Below are 24,450 nucleotides of genomic sequence, written 5' to 3' on the forward strand. Positions count from 1 at the left end.
TGTGTGAATTTTTCAAAATACACGCATTTATCAGTAAACAAGTTTGCTAGTATCAGGTGTAACATCTTAGCTAAGGTTTCTTTAAGTATTGGAATTTGTGACTATTCGTTATTTTCTTCATCTGGCCATCACTAGTATCTTGTTGACACAAGTTGTACTAGCCGCACCTGTGCTCGAAATTGATCAGCAACGAAAGCTTTTTATTGAAGCTGAGAGGCTTGCGCACAATCCAAATAGCAGTGCGTTTAAAAAAATAATGGAACAACTGGAGGGGTATCCACTTAAACCCTATGTCGAGTTAAAAACACTCAGCAAATTTCCCTTTATGGCGAATAAAAATCAAATTGAGAGTTTTCTCGCTCAATATGAATCCGCCCCTTTAGATAGACCTTTGCGCAAAAAATGGTTGGCTTATTTAAGCAAACAAGATCAACCTGAGCTGTTTAGTCATTTTTATCGGGATATGGGCAATACCGCGTTAAATTGCAAATATGCTGAATTATTACTGCAAAAAGACCCATCAAATGAACAGGCATTTAAATTGGCTGAAGAGCTATGGGTTGTGGGTAAGTCGCAGCCTAGTGACTGTGACCTATTGTTCAAAAAATGGCAAAAAGCAGGAAAACGCACACCAGAATTAGTCTGGAAAAGGTTATCCTTGGCTGCGGATGGAGGTAACCACACGCTTATCCCCTACTTAAAAACTCTGCTGCCAACCGAGCAACAATATTTAGCTGATCTTTGGCTAAAGGTGCGTCGATCATCTAGTCAAGTCTCTCGTTTATCCAATTTTCCCGGTAAATTCCCCGAGAAGGAAACTGAGATACAGGTCTATGGGTTAAAACGTTTAATCAGCAGTAATAGAGACTTGGCTTTACGTAGTTGGGAAAAACTGTCGAGTAGATTTGTTTTTTCATCCTCTCAGCTCAAACAAATATCTCATCGTTTTGCTATTTTTTTAGCCCTTGCGGACCACGAACAGGCTGAACTTTGGTTAGAAAAGGCGACAGATTTTGAACCTGATGCTGAATTATTACGCTGGCATTTAGCCCATGTTTTACGGCAACGAAACTGGCAGCATGCGTTGGATGTCATAAACTTTGTGCCTGGAGAAATTGTCGATGGCAATATGTTTCAGTATTGGAAAGCGCGCGCTTATGGGGAAGTCGGCGCTAAAGAATTGTCTGACAAAGGTTTACAACAATTAGCCAAACAACGTCACTATTATGGTTTTTTGGCCAGCGGACAATTATCTGAAATGGCCAGCATGAATGATAATCCCTTGCAGATAGCCCAAGATGAATTGGATGAAATAGCGTCGATGCCTGCTGCCCAACGAGCCTTTGAATTCAGAACCTTGGGTCGAAATCTCAGTGCAAGGCGTGAGTGGATTTTTTTACAAAGCCAATTATCCCAGCAGCAAAAAGTCACCGCAGCCGTGTTAGCAAGTCAGAACAATTGGCATGACCAAGCTATTTTTGGCTTTTCTAAATCAGGTTATCTGGATGATTTGAGCCGACGTTTCCCCATGGCTTACGATAGCCAACTACAAAGTAACGCTAAGAAAAACAATATTGATGTTGCTTGGGCCTATGCCATTGTAAGACGTGAAAGCTCTTTTATGCCAGATGCCGCTTCTCATGCAGGAGCCCTCGGCTTGATGCAAATGATGCCGGGTACGGCACGTTATCTGGCTAAGAAAAAAGTCAAAAGAAATAGCCTGTTTAATCCGAACATCAATGTTGAACTAGGCACGCAATATATGCGTTACCTAATGGATAAAATGGATAATAATCCTATTTTAGCCACGGCGTCCTATAATGCTGGTTGGCGAAGAGTGCAGCAGTGGCTGCCTGAAAAAGGCAATATTCCCTTAGACATGTGGATAGAAACCATTCCCTATAAAGAAACCCGAAACTACGTTATGGCGGTGCTGGCATACCAGCAAATATACAGCCAACATTTAGGGGGGAGTGAAAACCTATTTAAAGACCTCGCTACCATGCAAATACAACCAAAAAGTTAAAAAAGTTTTGACTGTGTATCAAAGGTCAAGAGTCCTTAAGCTTATGTTAATCTAACGCTATATTTTTTGATGAGAGTCTAGCATGTCACTTCTATCCCTATTAAAGCAAACTTATCCGCAACATATATCTGAATTACAAAGCCGAACTCGCGAAGCGCTGCAACGAGAGAGCATTGACGGCTTGATCATCCATTCGGGGCAAAGTAAGCGGTTGTTTTTGGATGACAACAATTACCCATTTAAAGTGAACCCGCAATTTAAGGCATGGTTGCCAGTAATTGATAACCCTAATTGTTGGCTGATAGTAAACGGGGTGGATAAACCCAAGTTGGTGTTTTATAGACCAAAAGATTTCTGGCATAAAGTACCTGATGAGCCCAATGACTTTTGGGCGCAGCAGTTTGACATCGTATTGCTAACCCAAGCTGATGCGGTGGAAAAACACTTACCTTTTGATAAAAGTAAGTATGCTTATATCGGCGAATATATAGAAGTCGCTAAGGCGTTGGGTTTTGACTTAGTTAACCCTGATAGAGTCATGCATTACCTACATTACCAGAGAGCCTATAAAACCGATTACGAGTTAGTGTGTATGCGCGAAGCGAATCGAATCGCAGTTGATGGACATCGTGCCGCTAAAATTGCGTTTGAACAGGGATTGAGTGAGTTTGATATTAATCTGGCTTATCTGTGTGCGGTTAGACAAGGCGACAACCAAGTACCCTATAACAATATTGTTGCGCTAAATGAGAACGCATCAATTTTGCACTATACCGATGTCGCCACTGATGCGCCTTGTGATTCACGTTCATTCTTAATTGACGCGGGGGCAAATTTTAATGGTTATGCTGCTGATATTACCCGTACCTATGCCAAAGAGACGGGAATGTTTGCAGACTTAATCGAGTCTGTGCATCTAATTACCCAACAATGTGTGGATGAGCTAAAGCCAGGAGTGTCTTATGTGCAGATCCATTGCAGTGCCTATCGTCAAATCGCTGCACTTCTAAGTGATGCAGGTATGGTGAATCTAGCGACTAATGATGTGCTGGAATCGGGAATTGTGAATACGTTTTTCCCACATGGCATTGGGCATTTCTTAGGCTTACAAGTGCATGATGTTGCTGGCCATGTCTCTGATGACAGAGGTACACCTAATCCTACCCCTAAGGAACATCCGTTCTTGCGAAATACCCGCACAATTGAAGCAAGACAAGTATTTACGATTGAACCAGGTTTATATTTTATTGATAGTTTATTGAGTGATTTAAAAGGCAGTGAACAATCCAAATTTATTAACTGGAACCTAGTCGATAAAATGCGGCCTTTTGGCGGCATACGCATTGAAGATAATATAATAGTGCATCGAGACAAAAACGAAAATATGACTCGCGAGTTGAAATTGAACTAGTTTTTTACAGTTTTAATTTTTCTATTTACAGAGTTGCACGCTTGATTTTAGATAAGTGTGCAACTGTTGGTCAGGTAATTAATTGTATTGATGTGGCGCTCAAGTAGTCATACCTTCACTGCTACTGATAACACTTAATATGAAGCTAAACATGGTTGCCACTAGCAACTCAAGGTAATGTGAATTCTAAGAATAAATGTAACTCACCTAAGTAACTGGTTGATTTAACGAATAAAGAAGATTTTGTAGTGCATTTGGTCTAGTCTTTTTGCAATTTTCCAAAAACGCCATTTTGGATCAGTAGTTGTTACCGGAACCTATTATAAATGCCACAAATTTTGATTTGTCTGCTGCTTTTTTTTGTCAGTATAAATGTCACGATCGCCAAGCAAGCCACCTCTAAACCCCATCATTTACCTCACTTCGCATTACTAGATATTCCCAACATAGTGGGAGAGATTAAGGTGGATGGGGAACTTGATGATAAACAATGGCAACAAGCGAAAGAGCTAGCGCTTAATTACGTTACTCGCCCGTTTGAAAATACCCGTCCTCCGGTAACCACTAAAGTTAAAATGTTTGAGAACGGTAATACTCTCTATGTGGCCTTTATTGCTGAGGATCCAAATATAGAAGACATTAACGCTTTTTATCGAGACCGAGATGGCATTTGGAGTGATGATTTGGTTGGGATTAAGCTTGATACTTTTAACGACAGTCGCTTAGCCTATCAATTTTTTGTTAATCCTTTCGGCATCCAAGCGGATTCAATTCAAAATGAAATGACCGGCAGTGAAAGTGACAGCTGGGATGGTATCTGGCAGTCAGCAGGTAAAATTGTTGCTGCTGGTTATCAGGTTGAGATGGCTATTCCGTTGCGCATTTTAAACTTTGAAGAGGGTAATAAACATAAGGTTTGGGGAGCTGAACTGGTTCGTTATTACCCAAGAACCGATCGTTTACGTATTTCAAATATGCCACTAGATCGGAACAACGCTTGTGACTTATGTCAGATGGGATCGATTGGCGGTTTTAAACAAGCTAAACAAGGTAAAAACTTGGCGATTGTGCCAACACTAGTATTAGGCAAAGGGCAGAGTCGAGAGCCCGAAGACAGCTTAGCGTGGGAAGACTCAGACAATAAAGAATTAGGTTTGGATTTAAAATGGGGCATTACCCCAGAAATATCTTTTCAAGCCACGCTTAATCCAGACTTTTCGCAGGTGGAGGCAGATGTCGCTCAACTGAGTATTAACGACACCTTTGCGCTATTTTTTGATGAAAAACGTACCTTTTTCTTAGAAAACTCTGATTATTTTTCAAGTAATTACAATTTAGTGTATACCCGCAACGTAGGTGCGCCTGACTATGGCGCTAAAGTAACCGGACGAGTTGACCAACATACTTTTGGCTTATTTGTCGCTAATGATGAATCTAGCACTTTTTTAGTGCCGGGAAACTTAGGCTCAAGTATCGCCTCTTATGAAGAAGCGTCCCTCAATTTGGCGCTACGTTATCGGTATGATTTATCTGAACAATTGTCAATAGGCTGGACTAGCACACTGCGTGATGCTGAGGGGTATTACAACCATGTAAACGGCATTGATGCTAAATATCAATTAACTGATAAAGATACCTTTCGAGCACAAATATTAAGGTCTGATACTCAATACCCAATAGATCTCTACCAAGACTTTTGTGACGACAATTGTCAGCAAGATGACGATTATTCAGAAACTGCCTTACGTTTGAAAAAAAATCAGGCGTTTAGTGGTAAAGCATATACGGTCAGTTATGACCATGAAGAGCGCAATTGGGATTTCTCTTTATATCGTAATAGCCGTGGCGCGGGTATTCGTACAGATTTAGGTTTTGGTTCTTTGGCCGACCGCCATCAGTCTGTAATTGGTGCTGGGTATAATTGGTTCAGTGAAAACACCTGGTGGAATAAAATTAGACTGTCCGGTGATTGGGATATCAGCCATAACGACAACGGAGAGTTAATTGAAAAAGAAGCGGAAGCTTATCTGAGCATGAATGGTCAATTGCAATCCTATTTTGAAATTGGATTGCTTACACGCGACAAAGTTGGCCTGCGTGATGATCCAAGTAAATTAAGTATTACTAACAACACTACTTTGTTTACTGAACAAATGGCGAGTTTCTATTTTGAGATGCGTCCAAGTTCATCCTGGTACCTCAGTACGTTTTCTCGTTTCGGTGATAATATCGATTATGATAACAACAGATTGGGAAAACTATTATTAGTGCGCCCAACTATTCACTGGAATTTAGGCAAAAGTTTACAATTTAAACTCCGTCACACCTATCAAAACCTTGATGTAGAAAATCAGCCACTGTTTACTGCTAACCTGTCAGATTTCCGCGCCACCTATCAGTTTAATCAACGTCAGTTTTTGCGATTGATTTTGGTGTATTCTGATATTGAACGTAATCAAGAAAACTATACCTTTGATGTTGACTCCATTAGTAAAGGACTAGGTACGCAGCTTTTGTATTCATACAAGCTCAACCCTCTCAGCAAATTTTTTGTGGGTTATTCTGACTCAGCTTACCAAGATGACGAGCTGACATCCCTGACCAAAAGTGAACGTTCGGTGTTTATGAAATTCAGTTATGCATGGCTAAACTAGCAATTCGATAAAGCTTGATAATTGTATCATTTGGCCATATATCTTAAGTTGCGGCAAATATAGCCGTGTCGAATAAGGAAGTCAGTTATGGAAGTTTTACTCGATTATATCTTTACTGCACAAACTCTGGTTTTAGTGTTTGTAGTGGTGTTACTCAAGACCTCTATTAAGTTTGTCCCACAAAATCGCGCCTACGTAATTGAACGCTTTGGCAAATACCAATCGACCAAAGAAGCCGGTCTGAATTTCATTTTACCATTTGTTGACAGAATTTCTGCTGACCGCTCTCTCAAAGAAAAAGCGGTGGATGTGCCAGAGCAAAATGCGATTACTAAAGATAATATTTCATTGCACGTTGATGGCGTATTGTATTTTCGAGTACTTGATCCTTATAAAGCGACCTACGGAGTAGACGATTATGAGTTTGCTGTGACACAACTTGCACAAACCACTATGCGCTCTGAATTAGGTAAAATGGAGTTAGATAAAACCTTTGAAGAAAGAGACGTATTAAATACTAATATTGTTGCTGCTATTAATGAAGCCTCTGGCCCTTGGGGTATACAAGTGCTTCGTTACGAAATTAAAGACATAGTGCCACCTCAATCCGTAATGGAAGCCATGGAAGCACAAATGAAAGCGGAACGAGTGAAGCGAGCGCAAATTTTAGAATCGGAAGGTGACAGACAAGCGGCGATTAACCGTGCTGAAGGTGAAAAAGCCTCGGTGGTTTTAGCAGCAGAAGCCGATAAAGCAGAACAGGTTCTGCGAGCTGAAGGTGAAGCCAAAGCAATAGTGGCAGTGGCGACCGCGCAAGCCGAAGCATTGCGTCAAGTGGGTGAAGCGGCTGCCACAGAAGAAGGGCAAAAAGCGATTCAACTTGATTTGGCCACTAAAGCCATTGAAGCAAAACATGCCATTGCCAAAGAATCGTCAGTCGTATTGTTACCCGATGGTTCCACTGAGGCTGCTGGCGTAGTTGCTCAAGCCATGACCATTATTAATCAATTAAATAAGGGGTAATGTATGGATTGGGCATTCAATAATTTAGCTGAAAGTTTGCTCATTCTCGGCATTCTTTTGTTAGTCATTGAAATTGCAGTACTGGGTTTTTCGACCTTTGTATTATTTTTTGTTGGATGCGCAGCTGTGGTCACTGCAGGTTTACTGTATGTGGGTATTATTCCAGATACCTTGTTGGCGGCAATGCTAAGTACAGGCGTTGTGACAGCATTATCAGCTGTTTTGTTGTGGAAACCTTTAAAAAATATGCAATCTAAGGTGGACACAACCAAAGCTAAAGGTGATTTGGTAGGACATAGTTTTGTATTAGTAGAAGATGTTGCCCCTGAATTGACACCTGTTTACCGTTATTCAGGTATCGACTGGAAACTGAAAGCTAACGAACTTATTGTCTCTGGTACTAAGGTAGAAGTGATAGAGGTTGAGGTTGGGGTCTTTCATATTAAATCGGTTTAACGGTTCGATAAGTACTGATGTTAAGCCGGTTTTCCCGGCTTTTTTATATATAATTATCAATAGTTGTGAAAACTTATTTTAAGGAAACACCCTCTGTTTCCTTTAAAAATAAGGTTGCGATTAGTGTTAATATAAAAAACATAGAAATAAAGGCGACGGTGAAGTTAAAGCTACTGCTGGCTAAAATCGAGCCAATGACTATCGGTGCAATAGAATTAGCAACCCGCTGAGATACAACACCTACGGCGGTACCATTTCCTCTATTTCGAGTATCGTACACTTCGCCTAACCATGTATTCCATACACCCCAAGCGCCGAGGCTGAAAAACGATAAAGTAAAATTCCAAAAATATAGTTCATTAACGTTGGTTGATTTAGCCAAGGCAAACCCTGCAATAGCCGCCATAAACACGTAAATCACCATTATTTTTTTTCTTCCAAATTTCCCAGTTAAATAACTGGCGGATATATATCCGGGGAACATAAATAACGCAGATATGGCCAAAAATCCCAAACCTTCAGGTGTGCTGAGTCCTTTTTTACTGAGTAATAGTGGCATCCAACTGGCCATGGCCCAGTAGCCCCAAGAAAAGCAAAAGTTGATGGTTATTTGTAAAAATGTGGTTTTAGCTACAGCTCCTTTAAATAAATCTAATAAGTTGCCAGATGGAGATGAATGCTGTTTTTCTAATATCACTTTAGGGTGATTAAATTGCCCGTTACAAAGAATGGTTATGGATTGTGCAGCACCATCAGCATCATTTTTTTCTGCTAACCAATAAGGTGATTCTGGGACAAATTTCCAGATGATTATGGCCCACAGTGATGTGAATGCACCCATGCCAACTATAACGCGCCACCCCATTGGTTCTAGGGCGAAGGTAATACCGATAGCGATTAACACACCTACAGGCCAACCAGATGACAGATAAACCGTGGCTTTGCCTCTTGATGCAACAGGAACTATTTCTTCGAAATACGGAAATGTGACCACTAAACTGCCGACTAATACCACACCACATAAGAAACGAGTAGCCCATAATATTTCATAAGAGGTTGAAAATGCACTGATGAGAGGGAATATCCCGTACAGAGCAAGACTTAATATTAAGGTTTTTTTACGCCCTATCTGCCCCATTAACCTGCCCCAAAACAAAGCGCCGGGGATCATGCCTAAAAATAAGGCAGAAATAAGGGAGCCCACTTGAGTAGTCGAAAGCTCAAATTCTTGTGCTATCGCGCCACTGTTGTAGATTAGGATCATCATTTCCCATGACTCGATGGCAAAAGCCATAAATAGGCACATACCTATCAACAAATGCTTGCGGTTGAAGTGTATTTTTGTGAACCATTCTCCAACGGTATGCTGCATTTTGTCGGATACTAAATTTTGTGACATATTATTTTCTTATTTAAGGAGTTATAACAGGTGTGCACATCGAGTTTTATTTAGTTAACCAAATGGTACGAGTCGATAGTAATCGCTGGTTCAAGCATCTCTTGATGTCCGGCTATTTTGTATAGTTTTTCTACTACTTCATATCCTTTAACTACTTCGCCAAAACAAGCAAATCCCTGTCCATCTGGGTGCCTAGTTCCTCCTAAATTGAGCGCAGGTTCGTCGCGCATACAAACGAAAAAGCTCTGATATGCCTCTCCCGGGTTGAACCTAGCTAATGATACACACCACTTCTTATGGGATAACCCACTAATCGATGTGCTTTCATGTTCAATAGTGGTGCGTAACTCGTCTAGCTTTTTGTCACTACCCAGTTGTACGACATTAATGCGAGGTGCCGCTTGTTGATTTTTGTCTGTTAGCACACGAAATAAAGTGCCATTTGTTAATGTTCCACTCGACAGAAGTTGAATAAAGTAGGCGCACGTTATTGGCGCCTGCTTTACTTTTAACTCGATGACAAAATTACCAACAGAAGTCTCTACAGCGAAGTGTTGGTTAAATGAGATGTCAGCTAACCCCATATACTTCTTTTGCTCGTTCAGGGGTAATGTAACCATTTTTTATATCCTGCAACACAGCTTGTTTAGGGCGTTCAGAAGGTTTTCCAAAACCGCCACCGTTTGCAGTAAATACTTCAATCACATCTCCCTTATTTAAAGTTAATGCGGTACAAATTCTAAACCGTGTTTTTTTACCGTCCTTTTTTACTACATTGATGTAATTATGGGAGCCTCTCAGCCCGCCTTCCATGCCCCATGGTCCCACGCAAGATCTAACGTAAGCCATAGTGATCCACCAATTATCTGCTAGGATTTTATAATATAATTTGATGCCTTTACCGCCGATAAATTTTCCTTCGCCTCCTGGCTCATCGTTCAGTTCAAGGCGTTCAATCATGATGCCATTTCTTTGTTCCGATACTTCAGCGGGCACGTTAAATGTATCGCCGTGGTAACCGGTATAAAGTGCATTCACGCCGTTTCTACTATTGCTTGCTCCCCAACCACCTATTTGAGGTTCGACAATTCCTAGGGCGGCACCTGTGTCTGGGTGTGGTCCACCCAAAAATGTCCCACAGATCGAAGCGTAGTGACCCGCTGGAAGTGATTCAGGTACTGCTGTGGCTAAAGCTTTCCATAATAAATCAAAGACCATGATGCTTGTTTCATAATAAACGCTCATAGCTGAAGGATATTTAGCCGCGAACATAGAATCGTCGTCTACCAATAAGCGAACTGGTTTAAAACTACCAGAGTTGGCAAATGTTTGTGGACTGGCGATAGCTTTAAATATCATTTGCACATCAACCATAGTGGCATCAAATGATGCGTTGAGTGCATTGGCTTGTTGCGGCGGATTACCGGTCAAATCAACCAGAAATTCGTCTTTAGAGATAGTTATAGTGACTTGAATATCTAATTCGTCGTCGGTGACTTCACTGGCATGATAAACGCCTTCAGGGAGTGTATTTAAGGCTTTCCTAGATATTTTTTCAGCCAGCTGTATATAGTCTGCAATGGCATAATCTAATATGTCGGCACCATATTTTTCGGCTAAACCAAGAAATCTTTTTTCGCCTGCACGCATCGAGGCGATACCGGCCCAAAAATCACCAACCGTGGTTTCCGGTTGACGACTATTGATCTCCATTATGTCAACTACTGCCTGATTTACTTTGCCTTTTTCTATGACTTTTATGCAAGGTAGTTGTAATCCTTCTTGATAAATCTCCGTGGCTTCTGCACTGATACTGCCAGGGAATGCTCCACCTACATCGACCCAATGGGCTTTGTTGGCTAACCATCCAATACGGGCACCTTCAAAAAATACCGGTAATATCAACACTACATCATTTAAATGGCTGACGCCGCCGTTATGGGGGATGTTGGTAATAAAAATATCGCCAGGATGAATAGATGTGTCGTCAAATTTAGCTCTGACTGATTGCACCCCGGGTTCAAGCATCCCAATAAATCCGGGAATGCCAGATCCTGAACTGGCAAGTTGACCATGTTTATCAAACATAGCCACACCAAAGTCTAGTACTTCGTAAATGACTGAGCTCATCGCCGTCTTTCTCATAGTGATAAACATTTCATCGGTAATCGCTTTCATTGAACTTTGGATTATTTCAATGGTAATAGGATCAATATTTGGCTTAGTCATGGCTAGTCGCCTCCGTCTCTATATGCAGATTTCCGTAGTCATCAACAAGCACTTGCTGATTAGGTAATATAACAGTGGTGCTTCCGGACTCTTCAATTATTGCAGGACCTGAAAAAGTCGCTCCAGCAAAGAATAAATCTCGATTGTAAATAGGTGTATCGAGGATCCCGGCACGATCAAAGTCCACCTCACGAGTTTCTTTTAGTGCATCCTCTATTTGGCCTGTTGAAGTGATTTTAGCCAATGAAGGGCGATCGACTTTTGCATAGGCCGTGACTTTATAGCTGACTAATTCTATGGAGTTAGTTAATTCATAGGTGAACTTTTTCTTGTACTCATAATTAAAATTCGCTTTCAGTTTGATTATATAATCGCTAGATATATCGCTCCCTTCGACGTTAACTTGCACCGTATGTTCTTGACCTGTATAACGCATTTCTAGGAGTTGTTCGAAATATATATCCTGTTTTTGCACACCTTCTTTCTCATATGCTTCTATCGCCTCAGATTGCATGGCGCTTAGCGTATTCGAAATAGCGTTTGCATGTTCAACACCGAAAGTAACAGGTTGAGTGCGAATGTAATCTCGGCGTAAGTCGGACATCAACATACCCCAAGCAGAAAAAACCGACGCATTAGCGGGAATGATGACCTTAGGAATATTGAGCTCAGCTGCCAACGTGCAGGCATGCATAGATCCTCCTCCGCCAAAAGCGAGTAAAGCAAAATCTCTAGGATCATAGCCTTTATTGATTGAAATCAATTTTAGAGCGTTGCTCATATTATGGTTAGCAAGCTGAATGACGCCTCTTGCTGCTTCTATTGCAGTTAAACCTAACTTATTGCCCAAATTTTCAAATGCCTTGCGAACACCTTCCATATCAGCAGTAATTTCACCACCAATAAAATAATTGGGGTTGATCCTACCCAGCATTAAGTTGGCATCTGTGGTTGTCGGCTCGGTGCCTCCATTGGCATACGCAACTGGGCCTGGGAATGCGCCGGCACTCTGGGGGCCGACATGCATTTTATCGTATTCATCAACCCAGCCAATGGAGCCGCCGCCATTACCGATTTCAACAATATCGACCACTGGTGTCATCACCGGGTACCCCGCCGACAAGTCATCTTTTTCGATCATATATTGGTTGGTAATATTGACCCTTCCTTGGTCGATCAGTGAACATTTAGCAGTAGTACCGCCTATATCAAAGGCAATGATATTGTTTTCATTTATTAGTTTGCCCAGCGAAGCAGCACCTAACACACCACTGGCTGGGCCAGATTCGACAATAGATATAGGTGTTTTTTTCACCGCGTCTACTGTGTCGATCCCGCCGTTTGATTGCATTACGTAAAACGAACCATCAAATTCACGTTCTTTTAGTGCAGCTTGCATTTTTGTTAAATACTTTTCGGCAATGGGCTGCACGTAAGCACAAAGAGCAGCAGTGTTGGTACGCTCGTATTCTCGCCACTCTCTGGATATTTGATGAGATGCAACTAACGCCACCTCTGGCCATTCTTTGTTGATAAATGTTGCTACCAACTCTTCATGTAGAGGGTTTATATAACTATGCAAAAAGCATACGGCTATTGCCTCAACACCTTCTTCTTTAAACGCTTTGAGTATGGGGAGCAAATCTTGTGTATCTATAGGGGTTAGTATATTTCCCTTGAAATCCATGCGTTCTTTGATTTCGTGACGTAAATATCTGGGAATAAAAGGCTTGGGCTTTTGATATTGTAAGTTGAAAAAATCCGGTCTATTGCCTCGGGCTATTTCTAATATGTCTCTAAACCCTTGTGTGGTAATTAAACCCGTCTTAACGCCTTTTCTTTCCGTTAGGGCGTTAATCACTACGGTTGAACCATGAGCGAAAAATTTTACTTCATTGAGGTTTACTTTGGCTTTGTCAAAAGAGTCCATGACCCCCTGCTGAAATTCAGTAGGGGTGGTATGAGTTTTGACTGCTTTGATGTCAGTAGCGAGACCACTTTTCTCGTCTACTGTGTAGTAAACAAGATCTGTAAAGGTTCCACCAATGTCACTTGCTGCACGTATCAACTTCATATATTTACCTATTTTTAAAATCTATATTTAAGTGTTTATTTTTCAGACTCTATAACGGATTAATCTATGAAGTTATATCTGAAATCTAGACGCCATATTGCTGGAGGCGCAGAAAAAGCAAAGCCTCCAGTGACATATTCAGCGTTATACTCTTCATCAAAAAGGTTATTAACTGACGCTGTTAAAGCCCAGGTGCCCTCGACATCTTCGAGTCCGAGCCCAAAATTAACTAAGTTAACTGTGTCTCTTTCAGTCAAGTTGGTAGGATCCCAGAATTGCTTACCACGTGATTCATAATCAGCTCGAGCAAAAATGTCTAGGTTAGTGGTTAGGTTGGTACGATATTGTAATCCTGCATTGATGGTTGATTTTGGAACATATGGGGCATTATTACCCACGGCGGTTGGGTCAAGTTGATACTCTTTAACTTCACTGTCTGCATAGGCATAACCAAGATAACCTGTAAGTTCATCTGTGAATGCGTAGGCGGCTTCAAGTTCACCACCAGTAATATCGACTTCTTCAATACCCACTAATACTTGAGCACCCAAAACCCCAACAAATACGTAGAATGGCGCATTTTCAACATTCGTATTAAATAGTGCGCCAGCAGTCTTTAGATCACCGCCTAAGAAATCAGCTTTAAAACCAATTTCGAAAGTTTCAGTTACTTCCTTGTCTAATACATCGGGTATGCCTGTTAAGCCCAGTGCTTCTGCTGAAACACCCACACCGTTTTGATTGAATTGACCACTTCTGAAACCCTCACCCCAAGAGGTGTAGATAGATGCATCATTACTTAACAAGTAACGTAGGCTGACTTTAGGTTGGAAGTGAGAAAAGGTGGCTTTATTGACTGCCCCGGCTTCGCCGATTGCAAAAGCCAAGTTACCATCAACGTCATAACCACCCTGCTGAGGGTCGACTATCTGCTCTCTTTCATCACGGTCATATCGACCAGCAAAAGAGAACTCAAGCGCTTCGGTTATGTCATAGGCGAAGTTGAAATACCCTGCATAGGCAGTATTTTCATTATCATCAGCAGCATAAGTACCTGTAGGATTAATGGTCCCGCCTAAAACAGGTGTACTGGTAATGGGAAGGATTCCGTTGTCCAAATCAAAACCAGTTGTAGACGCAATAAAACGGTCGGTAGATAGATAATAAGCACCAACCATCCATCTGAATGCTTGGTCATCGTTGGACACAAAACGAATATCTTGGCTCATGGTTGATATATCTACGCTTTGTGTTTGAGTGCCATCGAAAAATGATAAGCCTGGGTTTGCGGTGGAATTCGCGGTGTAAGGAAATTGATCACCGCCACTTGATTGATCGATAGTATCGTAGGCAGTCACGGCTTTTAAAGTGCCGAAGTCTGTCTCATAGTTTACTCGCAATGACAATTGGCTAACTTCACGCTCATCAAAGCCAAGGTTATTGGCAGACAGTCTTCTTTGTACAACATTTGAATCATTTATGTTGGTAAAACCATCCACTTCACCTGTAGTTGGGTCAGTGGTCACTCCTTGAAAGGAAAATTGTAAGGCGTCGGCTGTGGTATCTGTGTAGCTGGCTCGAAGATCGATTTGCAGCTCATCACTGACAATAAAATTGAGATGACCCCGTAAGTTTAACTCTTCCTTAAAACCCACGTTTTGGCCTGTGGCGACATTCTCAAAAATACCATCACTGGCGGTATAATTTCCTGATACTCTGAATCGCACACTTTCACTGATGGGGCCAGTTATCGAGCCTTCAATTTTATATTCATCACCTCGGCCTATACCAGCTTCTATATAACCTTCTAAATAATCGGTTGGTTTCTGGGTATTAATTATGATGGCACCTTGTGTGGCATTTCGGCCGTATAGTGCTCCTTGTGGTCCCCGTAAAACCTCGATACTTTCAAGGTCGAATAATCCTTGGTCGAAGCTTCGAGCATTCGTCTGTAATACACCATCGACTATAACGGCTACAGGTGGTTCACCATTTCGTACTTGTGATACACCACGAATGGTAATGAAGTTTGTCCCCGCATCTTGTGAGTTAGCGATAGTGATACCTGGCGTTAGGCCAATAAAGTCATCTACGGCTTTAATTCTTGCGTCAGAAATTTCTTGAGATGAAAAGTATTTTTCAGAGAGTGGCACTTCGATAATGGTTTCTTTTCTACCTCTAGATTCAACCACAATACGTTCTATCTCAGCGTTTTCTGTTTGTGGGCTTTGCTGTTGTGCCATCAAGCTCTGGGGGATCGTTAAAAGTGCAGCAGTAACGGAAAGCGATATTAACGTTTTGCGTTTGTGGAAACTTGAATTATTAAGCATGCCTTTTCTCTCTTTTTATTTATTGGTGAGAATTCTTTATGTGTATCAGTCACGTATGAATGTGTCGGACCGATAGAGTATTACAATCTAGGTCATAATCTTACAACTACCCTTATGGGTGGCTGGTTAGGTAGGATGACTTTAGAAGTGACAAATGGTTTGCTAAAAAAAACTGATTGAGGTGTAATCAACACATAGAACATAGGGGCTTTACGTTAAATCAATCATGGTTAAAAAGACCAACTCAATTTCTAGTCCTACCCCTTGGTTCTTTATGACCAAGTTGTCACCGCCAAAGACAAAAAACTCTCTTATGCACAGAGGTTCTGCGTTGTCTTGTGTGGAAGAAGCAAGTCAATATCCCTTAGGGCTGATCACCGCTCCTGCGGGGTTTGGCAAGTCTTCAGTTCTGACCCAATGGTACCAAGCGTCATTAAAAAAAGGCAATATTGTAGGTTGGGTATCACTGGATTACTCCGATTCAGATGTTAGGCGGTTTGCCAGCTACATGATTATGGCTTTGGATAGAGCGGGTGTGGATATGGAGCAGTTAACTTTTGCTGCTGAACAATGTCTGGTTGAACTCTCAATAAATTCAATTGTGTCAAAAATAATTCATGCAGTGGTTAACATTAATAAAAGTGTTTTCTTGATCCTAGATGATTATTATCAAGCTGAGAGTACCGAAGTAAACCACTTCGTATCCATACTACTAGAACACGCTCCTGCTAATCTGCATATTATTCTAAGTTCTCGTTCACAGCCAGATATGCAAGTTGGTTCTAAAGTGGTTAATGGCACAGCATTTGAAGTTGAAAAGCAGTCTTTATATTTTAGTTTAAAAGAAATAAAAGACTATGTGGGCGATGAGTATGGCGAAGACTGCGCTGAAATGTTATTGGACCAGACTGAAGGCTGGGCGGTAGCAATCCAGCTAGCGATAGTGGCAAATAAAGGCAACAAGGAAATCGTCAACCTTTTCAGCGGTAAGCAACAATATATTGTAAGCTACTTTACCGAGCAAATCCTCGATCGATCGACCCCGCTAGAAAAGAGATTTTTACTTTGCACCTCTATTTTAGACAAATTTAATGTGGGCTTAGCCAAAGCGGTTTCTGGTATCGATGATGTACCTAAACTTATTTATGATTCAAAAAATATTCAATCACTTATTGTCACTCTTGATATTGAAGAAACATGGTTTAGGTATCACCATTTATTTTCTGATTTACTGTTAAATAACTTAAAAAGAGACAGTGAGGAAACGGTTTACGACCTGCATGGCAAAGCGTCGTTATGGTTTGAGCAATCCAACCAAATTGATGAAGCTGTCAAACATGCAAAACTATCTGGTGATGTAGACAGAGCTGTGGCTCTCTTTCTAAAAGCGGGTGGTTGGGAGCTTGTGCTTTATGGTGGTGTAGGTTTGATGCGCAATTTATTACGTAACTTTTCGGTGAAAGATTTTGAGCGCCATCCACAAGTGCGACTAGCCTACATTTATTTAATGATGAAAGATGGAAATATTCAAGAGGCAGATGCACAGCTGAAAAAGATTCAGATTATTGACGAAGAAGTCGGTTTAGCTACAGCACCGAAGAGAGATTTTTATGTACTTCATTCGCTTTTAAGTCTGTATAAAGATGATTACAGATCACCTGACTCAATATCCAAGCTAGAAAGTGTTGCTAGTAAGCTGAATAAAAAAGATATCCTAGGACTAGCTATATTAAGGGCTTCCCTCACTCTATGCGCTCTTGCTTGCGGTAAATTTTTAATTGCAAAAAAGGCAGCACAAGCTGGGATTCAGGAGATGCGCCAAGCCGAATCTATTCTCGGTGTGAACTATCTTTGTATTCATTTAGGTCAAATTGAATTGCACCAAGCCAATCTAGATAAGTCGCAAGCGTATTTAATAGAAGCTGGAAACATGGCAGAAATCAATTTTGGTAATGATAGCCGCCTTAAAACAAATTGTGATATTAATATACAGGCACTAAATTTTTGGCAAGAACCTAGCCAGTTGGATTCAGTCAAAATGTTAGAGTTGTTGTCTAACGCCTGTGATACTGATGGGTGGTTTGAAATATACGCTTCAGGTTTTACATCAATTATCGAGAATTTGAGGATTTACGAAAAAAAAGAACTTGCGTGGGACGTCATTCATTTAATTACTTTAACGGCGCGCAGCAGGCAGATCAAAAGATTAGCCGAACTCGAATTATCCCTTCGCTTGACCGCAGCTCTTATAAGTCATGATACCAATTTAATAACGCTTGCAATTGAAGAAATTTCTGAGGATTGGGTATGTTTGAATAAAGAAGATTATCGGTATAATTGGTTACCTTTTTGTGAAATTACACTTTCCTTAGGATCGGCTTATTTAGAGGGTTATAAGACTGAAAGTTTAGAAAGTCGCTTGAATATTGGGTTAGAAATAGTGCGCAGTATTGGGGCAACTTTATATTTAATTCGATTACTTGTTTTGAAAGGGACGGTGGGCTATTCCAAAAGTGCCGTTGAAGCAGGTGTTGAACATATACTCGAAGCTGCGCAGTTCGCGGCGAGTGAGTCGATAAAAACTCCTTTTCTCAAGTTTTCTACTACTATGGATTTAATGCTTGTTGCCATTGAGTTAAACGCTGGGAATTCAGACAGATTGCTTGAAGTTAATTTCTTACGTTCATGTGTTGCACTCAATAAAAGTCTCCAACTGACACCTATGGGTGAGTTTCATACTATGGCGTTAAGTAAAAGGGAAATGGATGTGTTGAAAGATTTAGCAATGGGAAAAGCGAATAAAGAAATTGCCAGAAATTTAGGTATGACTGGTAATACAGTGAAATTTCATTTAAAAAATATTTTTACAAAACTTGTTGTGGATAAACGAATTAATGCAGTTAATCGAGCCCGTGAATTGAACCTGATTTAGATTTTATTTAGTCATCTACGATTCGAATACTTTCAATGAGTAGTAAACAAGTCTATCTATTACGGGTATTGCGGGGGATTTTTTGGACAAATTCTTATTAAAAATTAATAAAGTAAATTCAGACTTGTAGAGCATTTATGGTTAAGCACAGGCCTCTTTTTAAACATATTCGAAACCACGATGCGCTTTTTAGCGAGTTGGCGATGGCTAGAAATTCCTATGCACAAAGTCTTGGCCTCAACGACTATGTGTACCACAAAACTCCCAAATTCATCACCGCAGATGGCCGCAGATTAACTATTGAACCAGAGAGAAGTTTAATAGTACAAGACTATCTATCTTTTGCGGGGGTGAAGAATATTTTGCAGCGAGAAGTTTCTGGACTTTATATTGTCAATAACAGTGATATTGGATTTCGTTACCCTACTGCAGCGATTGCAGGTTTAGATGCACCTTTTATCAAACGTTTTCGCTCAGAGTTTTTTCATAAAGTTGATGAGGATAGAAGTATTTGTCGACCTCGGAACTTGTCCTACGGAATTAAAAGTCGTGGTAAAGGTGATAACAGACAAGAATATGAAGTGTGGGTACCCGACGAAAATGTGCAACTGGATCCCACCCCATTGTTTATCGATAAGTATGGTGAAGATCTACCCGATGACGTACGTCACTTCGCGAGTGTACCCCCCGTTGTTTATGGCTGGATGGGGGTAAAACGAGCTGCATTTGAGGCCATTTATTTAGATAAAAAAAATATTGGTGATATCGCCATCAATATAGGGCTTTCGGTTGATGCATATAATATCGGCGCTCGACCAGATCTTTCATTTTCCCCCTTAGTTGGCAGTTCCATCGCCAAGCATAATGCAGAGTTAGAGTGGGAAGTAATGGGTTATTACGCACCACGAGGTGTGCACCCTAGTCACGATGAAATTTGGCGAGGTATTGATTACGCTATTGAGGCTGTCAGTGCGCCACTAAGCAACCGTTATCACAATGTCTCTATTAACATCCAAGAAAGTAAAACCGAACGTATTTTGAGTAGTATCGCGGAACAGAAAATTTCAAATGAACAGGTTTTAGAGTGGAATTTGAAACCTTGGGAGTTTCTACAAAATTCGAGTGATTCTAGGCGTAAATCCCATGATCCTAGTCGAGCTGTTAATTTATTGGGTAGGCTCAACCGATTGTTTTATCAAGAGTCCTTTAGACTGCCTTCATTAAAAGAAATTCATGAGTTGATCGCGCGACCTTGAATGTAAAATTATGTCAGTATTTTTAACAACTTTAGATAAATTAAATTACCCTGTTTGTGTAAGTTGCTGATTTAACATTACTTTTAAATATGGCATGTATGCTGCTTGGTTGTGTCTAGGTTGGCTTCGTTGTTTCCTATTTGACTTGGTAGTAATACAACAGGTTGTAATTTAACGATGAATTAAATTGAAGTTTATCAATCTTCAATTTTAGATTTTATACTAATGTATAGTATCCAATACGGTAAGATGTTTTGTACAGTTATACATTAGTAGTGATTTATCTGTTGTATTGTTATTAAAATTCGATAAGTATATAAAATAACCACTAAGCTAAGATTTAGTAAGACCACTATTACGGTCAAATGCTTGTTAGATAGCAAGGTTAGTCGCATCAAGATGCGATGTTAATAATTGGAGAATGTTATGAGTAGTAAATTCTTAAAAGTGATTTTTGCAGTTGCCATGTCAATTGGGATGTTTGGTCAAGCTAACGCAACCCTAGTTGTGGGTGATACCCTACAGGACTCTGATGGCATTAATTGGTCATATGTGGGTTTATATAATTTAGCAGATGGACCAGATTGGGATGACGCTGACGGTAGCTGTTACTTAATTGGTGCAGATATGAATACATGCTGGGGTGACTATGCCAATCCTTTAAATGGTCTTGAAGCTGCAGCAATGCTTTTTGCATTAGGGGCCAACGAAGTATTCGCAACATCAACTGTAATTACATCGGTAGATCATCTTGCTTACTACGATGAGTTTGCTGGTAGTGTAGCTATCGCAAAAGGTGAGTCGATTGTAGCTGATGGTAATGGTGATGGCTTGTATCAGAGCTCGGGTGATTCATCAGCTTATATAAATGATAGAGCTGGTAGTGATGTTATTAATTATGTTTTTAAACGAATTATAGATGTACCTGAACCAGCTTCCTTTACTATTTTTGGTTTAGCACTTCTTGGTTTAGGAGTCCGCAGACTTAAACGTTAGTTGTTGATTGGACTATTTTTATACTGAAATAGTCCAAGTCTACTTCCCAGAAAATTCATTCATATGTATAAGATGATATACCTCATTATCGACTTATACAGCCAAATAGCACTAAAGATCTTCAAGGTGTTTTTGTTAGTTTCCCTCATCTTAGTATCTTAATAAATTTCGTTGCTAAGTTAAACGTTGATTATTTCTAAGTGTTTATTGATGACATGAGGTAATTAAAACGGTTAATTTTCATACTTGCGTATCATATTACATACGATTTTGACGCTTATTTAGTCAAAACTGCACTGATGATCGTAAGGATATTTTGTTACCCTGATTACCTGTGTTAATAAATTTAAATACTAAGATGAACTACTAAGTAGCACTAGAATTAAGTTGAAGCCCTGTTCAGTTGGAAGGCTTATTCGGTTTAATATGTGATTTAAGTAAATTATTAGGAATGTTATCTATGCAAAATTTCACTATTTCAAAAGATTCTCAAATAGTTGATGTTAAAGGATTAGTTCAGAGTGGAACCTCACAAAATACCGTATTGCAAATAGGGGATAGTCTAGTGCCTGGCACAGTATTAACCTTTGCTCTAGGTAGTGAAATCACTCTGATATTTGCGGATGGCACAGAACAGAAAATAACCGGTGAGTCTGGAGAATTATTGGCAAGCGATGCTCAAACAATGGCGGCGGCCCCGGAAACAGCAATAGCACAATCACAAACTTCCGAAGAAAATTTTCCCACTGATTCACAGGCGGACATCGACGCAATTCAAGCACTAATCGAGTCCGGCGATGAGGTTGACGTGCCAGATACCGCAGCTGGTGGTTTAAACGATAATGAAGGAACAAGTTTTGTTACCTTGGCTAGAGATGGCAATCAATTATTAGCCGGCGCTGGTTACGATACCACTGAACTAGACAATGCGGCTGGTATCCCAGAAGTCCCTACATTAGTTGACCCAATCGACAACGCCAATGCTTTGCCAGAGGCAGTTGATGATACCTTTTCTATGGATGAAAACACCCAGTTAACGGGAACTCTCTTAGGTAATGATGATTTGGGTGACCAAGCAACCACAGTGACCGCATTTGATGGTACCTCTAGCAATGGTGGTGAAGTAACAGTTGATGGCTCGGGTAACTTTACTTACACGCCAGTAGCAGACTTTGTAGGAACCGATACATTTAGCTATACCATTACTGATTCAGATGGAGACACCAGTACTGCAACTGCGACTGTGAACATCGCTAATGTCAATCAGTTACCGGAAGCAGTGGATGATGAGTTTGCTATGGATGAAAATACGCAACTCACTGGTAGCCTTTTAGGAAATGATGATTTAGGCGACGAAGATACCACGGTAACCGATTTTGACAGTACTTCAGCAAATGGTGGAACGGTAACTGTAGATGCCGAAGGTAATTTTACTTATACCCCAGTAACAGATTTTGTAGGTTCAGATAGCTTTACCTATACCATTACTGATGCCGACGGCGACACGAGTACAGCAACGGTGACCCTAAACATTGCAAACGTTAATAAGTTGCCAGAGGCCGTTGATGATACCTTTGAAATAGAAGAAAACACTCAATTAACGGGTACTCTTTTAGGTAATGATGATTTAGGTGACGAAGAAACTACAGTCACGGAATTTGATAGCACCTCAACAAATGGAGGTGCGGTAACTGTAGACGCGGATGGTAATTTCACTTATACCCCAGTGGCGGATTTTGTAGGTACAGATACCTTTACCTATACCATTACCGATGCAGATGGCGACACTAGTACTGCCACTGTGACAGTGAACATCGCCAACGATAATAACCTGCCAGAAGCTGTAGATGACGTCTTCGACATAAATGAAAATACTTCGCTAAACGGCAGTCTATTAGGTAACGATGATCTAGGTGATGAAGCGACAACAGTAACAGGTTTCGATGGTACATCAACCAATGGTGGCACAGTGAGCGTTGACGCTGAGGGTAATTTTACTTATACACCGGTAACAGATTTCGTGGGTTCAGATACCTTCACTTATACCATAACCGATGCCGACGGTGACACTAGCACCGCCACCGTGACGGTCAATGTCGCTAACGTGAATTTACTGCCCGATGCGGTAAACGACAACTTTAGAATGGATGAAAACACCCAATTATCCGGTACGTTACTGGGTAACGATGACTTAGGTGATAACCCGACCACAGTGACGGCCTTTGATGCGGTCTCGACCAATGGCGGCACGGTCAACGTGAACCCAGACGGTAGCTTCAGTTATACGCCAGCGAACAACTTTGTGGGTGCAGACACCTTCACTTATACGATCACCGATGCAGACGGCGACACCGATACCGCCACGGTGACAGTGAATGTGGCTAATTTGAATTTACCACCTGTTGCCGAGGACGATACATTTAGCGTAGATGAAGGGCTAACAGTGAGCGGTAATATCATTACGAATAATGATGGCGATGGTCTAATTGACACCGACGGTGGTGATGGTGCTGCGTTAAGTGTTACGCATATTGATAATGTTGAATTAGCAATTAATCCTACTACTGGTTTTGCGACTTTTACGATCATTGATGGAGTAGTTGCTGCCGTTACGTCAACAGTCGGTGTGGTATTCGATGGTGTTAGAGACAATGGTATATTGCAAATCAATGCCGATGGAGACTTTACCTATGAAAATAAAGGTTTCCTCGGAGGTTCACCTGAGTTGACTTTTGAATATACTCTTAGCGATGGCATTGATATTGATACAGCCACAGTATCCATAGCAGTTGAAACGAATGCTCCTACCGCTAATGATGATGCGAGTTCGTTTGTATTTACAGCAGGTGAGCCTAGGACTGTCACAGGGAATGTTACTGGTTTAGCTAGGGGAGGTAGCTCATCAGATGTTCGAGACGATTTTGGATCGGATGGTTCTGGGTCCCCGGCCGTTACGCAGGTTGAATATTCGGGGGGAGTGTATCTATTAAATGTGAGCAATACGTCTAGCAACCCTATCGAAATTGTAACTGAGTTTGGTAGCTTATTTATGGAAATCAACGGAGGGTATAGCTTCGTTGAAAAAGACGGGTTGACGTTAGCAGATATTACTGCAGATGGTATCCCTGTAAATAGTGAAGGCAACCTTGAGTTAGAATTTACGTACACAATCCAAGACGGGGATTCACTTAACTCTGAAACTTCTACTGCCGATTTATCCATTGAAATTGTTGCACCAGTCACAACCTTGGCTAAAGGTATGTCAGCATTTTTTGATGAAACAAGTGGTTTAATAGACACTGATTTTGATTCAGAATCTTTAATAAATACAGATAAATCTACCTTTAAATTCTCACCAGACTTAGACGGTTTAGACGATATATTAACCGAAGCTAACACTGACGGTCTTGAGACATATTTAGCAGCAATCGGAGAAGATAACCCTTCTAAAGTCAATATTGAGCTTACCAGTTCATTAAAAGATTCACCTTTAGATGACGCTAAGGTATTGTCGAAAGAGCAGAGCGACCAAGAGTTCAGTTCTTCGGCAACCGTGACTAATGGGTTATTGGAGGGAGGCGGCACCATAATAAGTGATCAGGCTGCAGCTACAAATGCACCTATTGCTGAATTCGACTCGGCGGAGTTGTTATAGTAGGATTCT

14 protein-coding genes are annotated in these 24,450 nt (G+C 40.8%); 9 read left to right on the plus strand and 5 right to left on the minus strand.

Annotated elements, in window-relative coordinates; translation table 11 throughout:
- The first annotated feature begins 97 nt into the window (after positions 1–97).
- The 5 genes from AAC000_RS05215 (at position 98) to AAC000_RS05235 (ending at position 7,570) form a co-directional block, all read left to right on the plus strand.
- The gene (locus AAC000_RS05215; protein WP_339720912.1) at positions 98–2,026 is read left to right on the plus strand and encodes a transglycosylase SLT domain-containing protein; all 1,929 of its coding nucleotides are present in this window, start codon (positions 98–100) and stop codon (positions 2,024–2,026) included.
- Between the two features lie 82 nt (positions 2,027–2,108).
- Positions 2,109–3,437 (plus strand): Xaa-Pro dipeptidase, encoded by a 1,329-nt coding sequence (gene pepQ, locus AAC000_RS05220; protein WP_339720714.1) that lies wholly within the window; start codon positions 2,109–2,111, stop codon positions 3,435–3,437.
- A 326-nt stretch (positions 3,438–3,763) separates the two neighbouring features.
- The gene (locus AAC000_RS05225; RefSeq protein WP_339720715.1) at positions 3,764–6,091 is read left to right on the plus strand and encodes a DUF5916 domain-containing protein; all 2,328 of its coding nucleotides are present in this window, start codon (positions 3,764–3,766) and stop codon (positions 6,089–6,091) included.
- A gap of 87 nt (positions 6,092–6,178) precedes the next feature.
- Positions 6,179–7,114: a slipin family protein gene (locus AAC000_RS05230; RefSeq protein WP_339720716.1), complete on the plus strand. Its 936-nt coding sequence runs from the start codon at positions 6,179–6,181 to the stop codon at positions 7,112–7,114.
- Between the two features lie 3 nt (positions 7,115–7,117).
- On the plus strand, positions 7,118–7,570 hold the full coding sequence (locus AAC000_RS05235; protein ID WP_339720718.1) for an NfeD family protein: 453 nt from the start codon (positions 7,118–7,120) through the stop codon (positions 7,568–7,570).
- 73 nt (positions 7,571–7,643) lie between these two features.
- On the opposite strand, the gene AAC000_RS05240 is transcribed toward AAC000_RS05235, so the two are convergent.
- The 5 genes from AAC000_RS05240 to AAC000_RS05260 are packed head-to-tail and all read right to left on the minus strand — an operon-like array spanning position 7,644 to position 15,602.
- A complete protein-coding gene (locus AAC000_RS05240) occupies positions 7,644–8,969 on the minus strand; it encodes an MFS transporter (RefSeq protein ID WP_339720720.1) in 1,326 nt (441 codons plus the stop codon).
- 50 nt (positions 8,970–9,019) lie between these two features.
- Positions 9,020–9,589, minus strand: coding sequence for a peptidylprolyl isomerase (locus AAC000_RS05245; RefSeq protein ID WP_339720722.1), 570 nt, complete (start codon positions 9,587–9,589; stop codon positions 9,020–9,022).
- Positions 9,540–11,198, minus strand: coding sequence for a hydantoinase B/oxoprolinase family protein (locus AAC000_RS05250; RefSeq protein ID WP_339720724.1), 1,659 nt, complete (start codon positions 11,196–11,198; stop codon positions 9,540–9,542). The genes AAC000_RS05245 and AAC000_RS05250 overlap by 50 nt, the downstream gene beginning before the upstream one ends.
- A complete protein-coding gene (locus AAC000_RS05255; RefSeq protein ID WP_339720726.1) occupies positions 11,191–13,272 on the minus strand; it encodes a hydantoinase/oxoprolinase family protein in 2,082 nt (693 codons plus the stop codon). Before AAC000_RS05255 ends, AAC000_RS05250 begins: the two co-directional genes overlap by 8 nt.
- Positions 13,273–13,331: 59 nt before the next feature.
- Entirely contained in the window at positions 13,332–15,602 is a 2,271-nt protein-coding gene (locus tag AAC000_RS05260; RefSeq protein ID WP_339720728.1) for a TonB-dependent receptor, read from the minus strand.
- A 340-nt stretch (positions 15,603–15,942) separates the two neighbouring features.
- Here AAC000_RS05260 and AAC000_RS05265 point away from each other — a divergent pair, with 340 nt between their 5' ends.
- The 4 genes from AAC000_RS05265 (at position 15,943) to AAC000_RS05280 (ending at position 24,441) form a co-directional block, all read left to right on the plus strand.
- A complete protein-coding gene (locus AAC000_RS05265; RefSeq protein ID WP_339720730.1) occupies positions 15,943–18,534 on the plus strand; it encodes a LuxR C-terminal-related transcriptional regulator in 2,592 nt (863 codons plus the stop codon).
- A 137-nt stretch (positions 18,535–18,671) separates the two neighbouring features.
- Positions 18,672–19,790: a hypothetical protein gene (locus AAC000_RS05270; RefSeq protein WP_339720732.1), complete on the plus strand. Its 1,119-nt coding sequence runs from the start codon at positions 18,672–18,674 to the stop codon at positions 19,788–19,790.
- Between the two features lie 426 nt (positions 19,791–20,216).
- Positions 20,217–20,786, plus strand: a complete 570-nt coding sequence (locus tag AAC000_RS05275; protein WP_339720734.1) for a PEP-CTERM sorting domain-containing protein — start codon at positions 20,217–20,219, stop codon at positions 20,784–20,786.
- Positions 20,787–21,246: 460 nt separating this feature from the next.
- A complete protein-coding gene (locus AAC000_RS05280) occupies positions 21,247–24,441 on the plus strand; it encodes an Ig-like domain-containing protein (RefSeq protein ID WP_339720736.1) in 3,195 nt (1,064 codons plus the stop codon).
- Positions 24,442–24,450 lie beyond the last annotated feature (9 nt).

The sequence above is a fragment of the uncultured Paraglaciecola sp. genome (genome assembly GCF_963977085.1).
GTDB lineage: Bacteria > Pseudomonadota > Gammaproteobacteria > Enterobacterales > Alteromonadaceae > Paraglaciecola.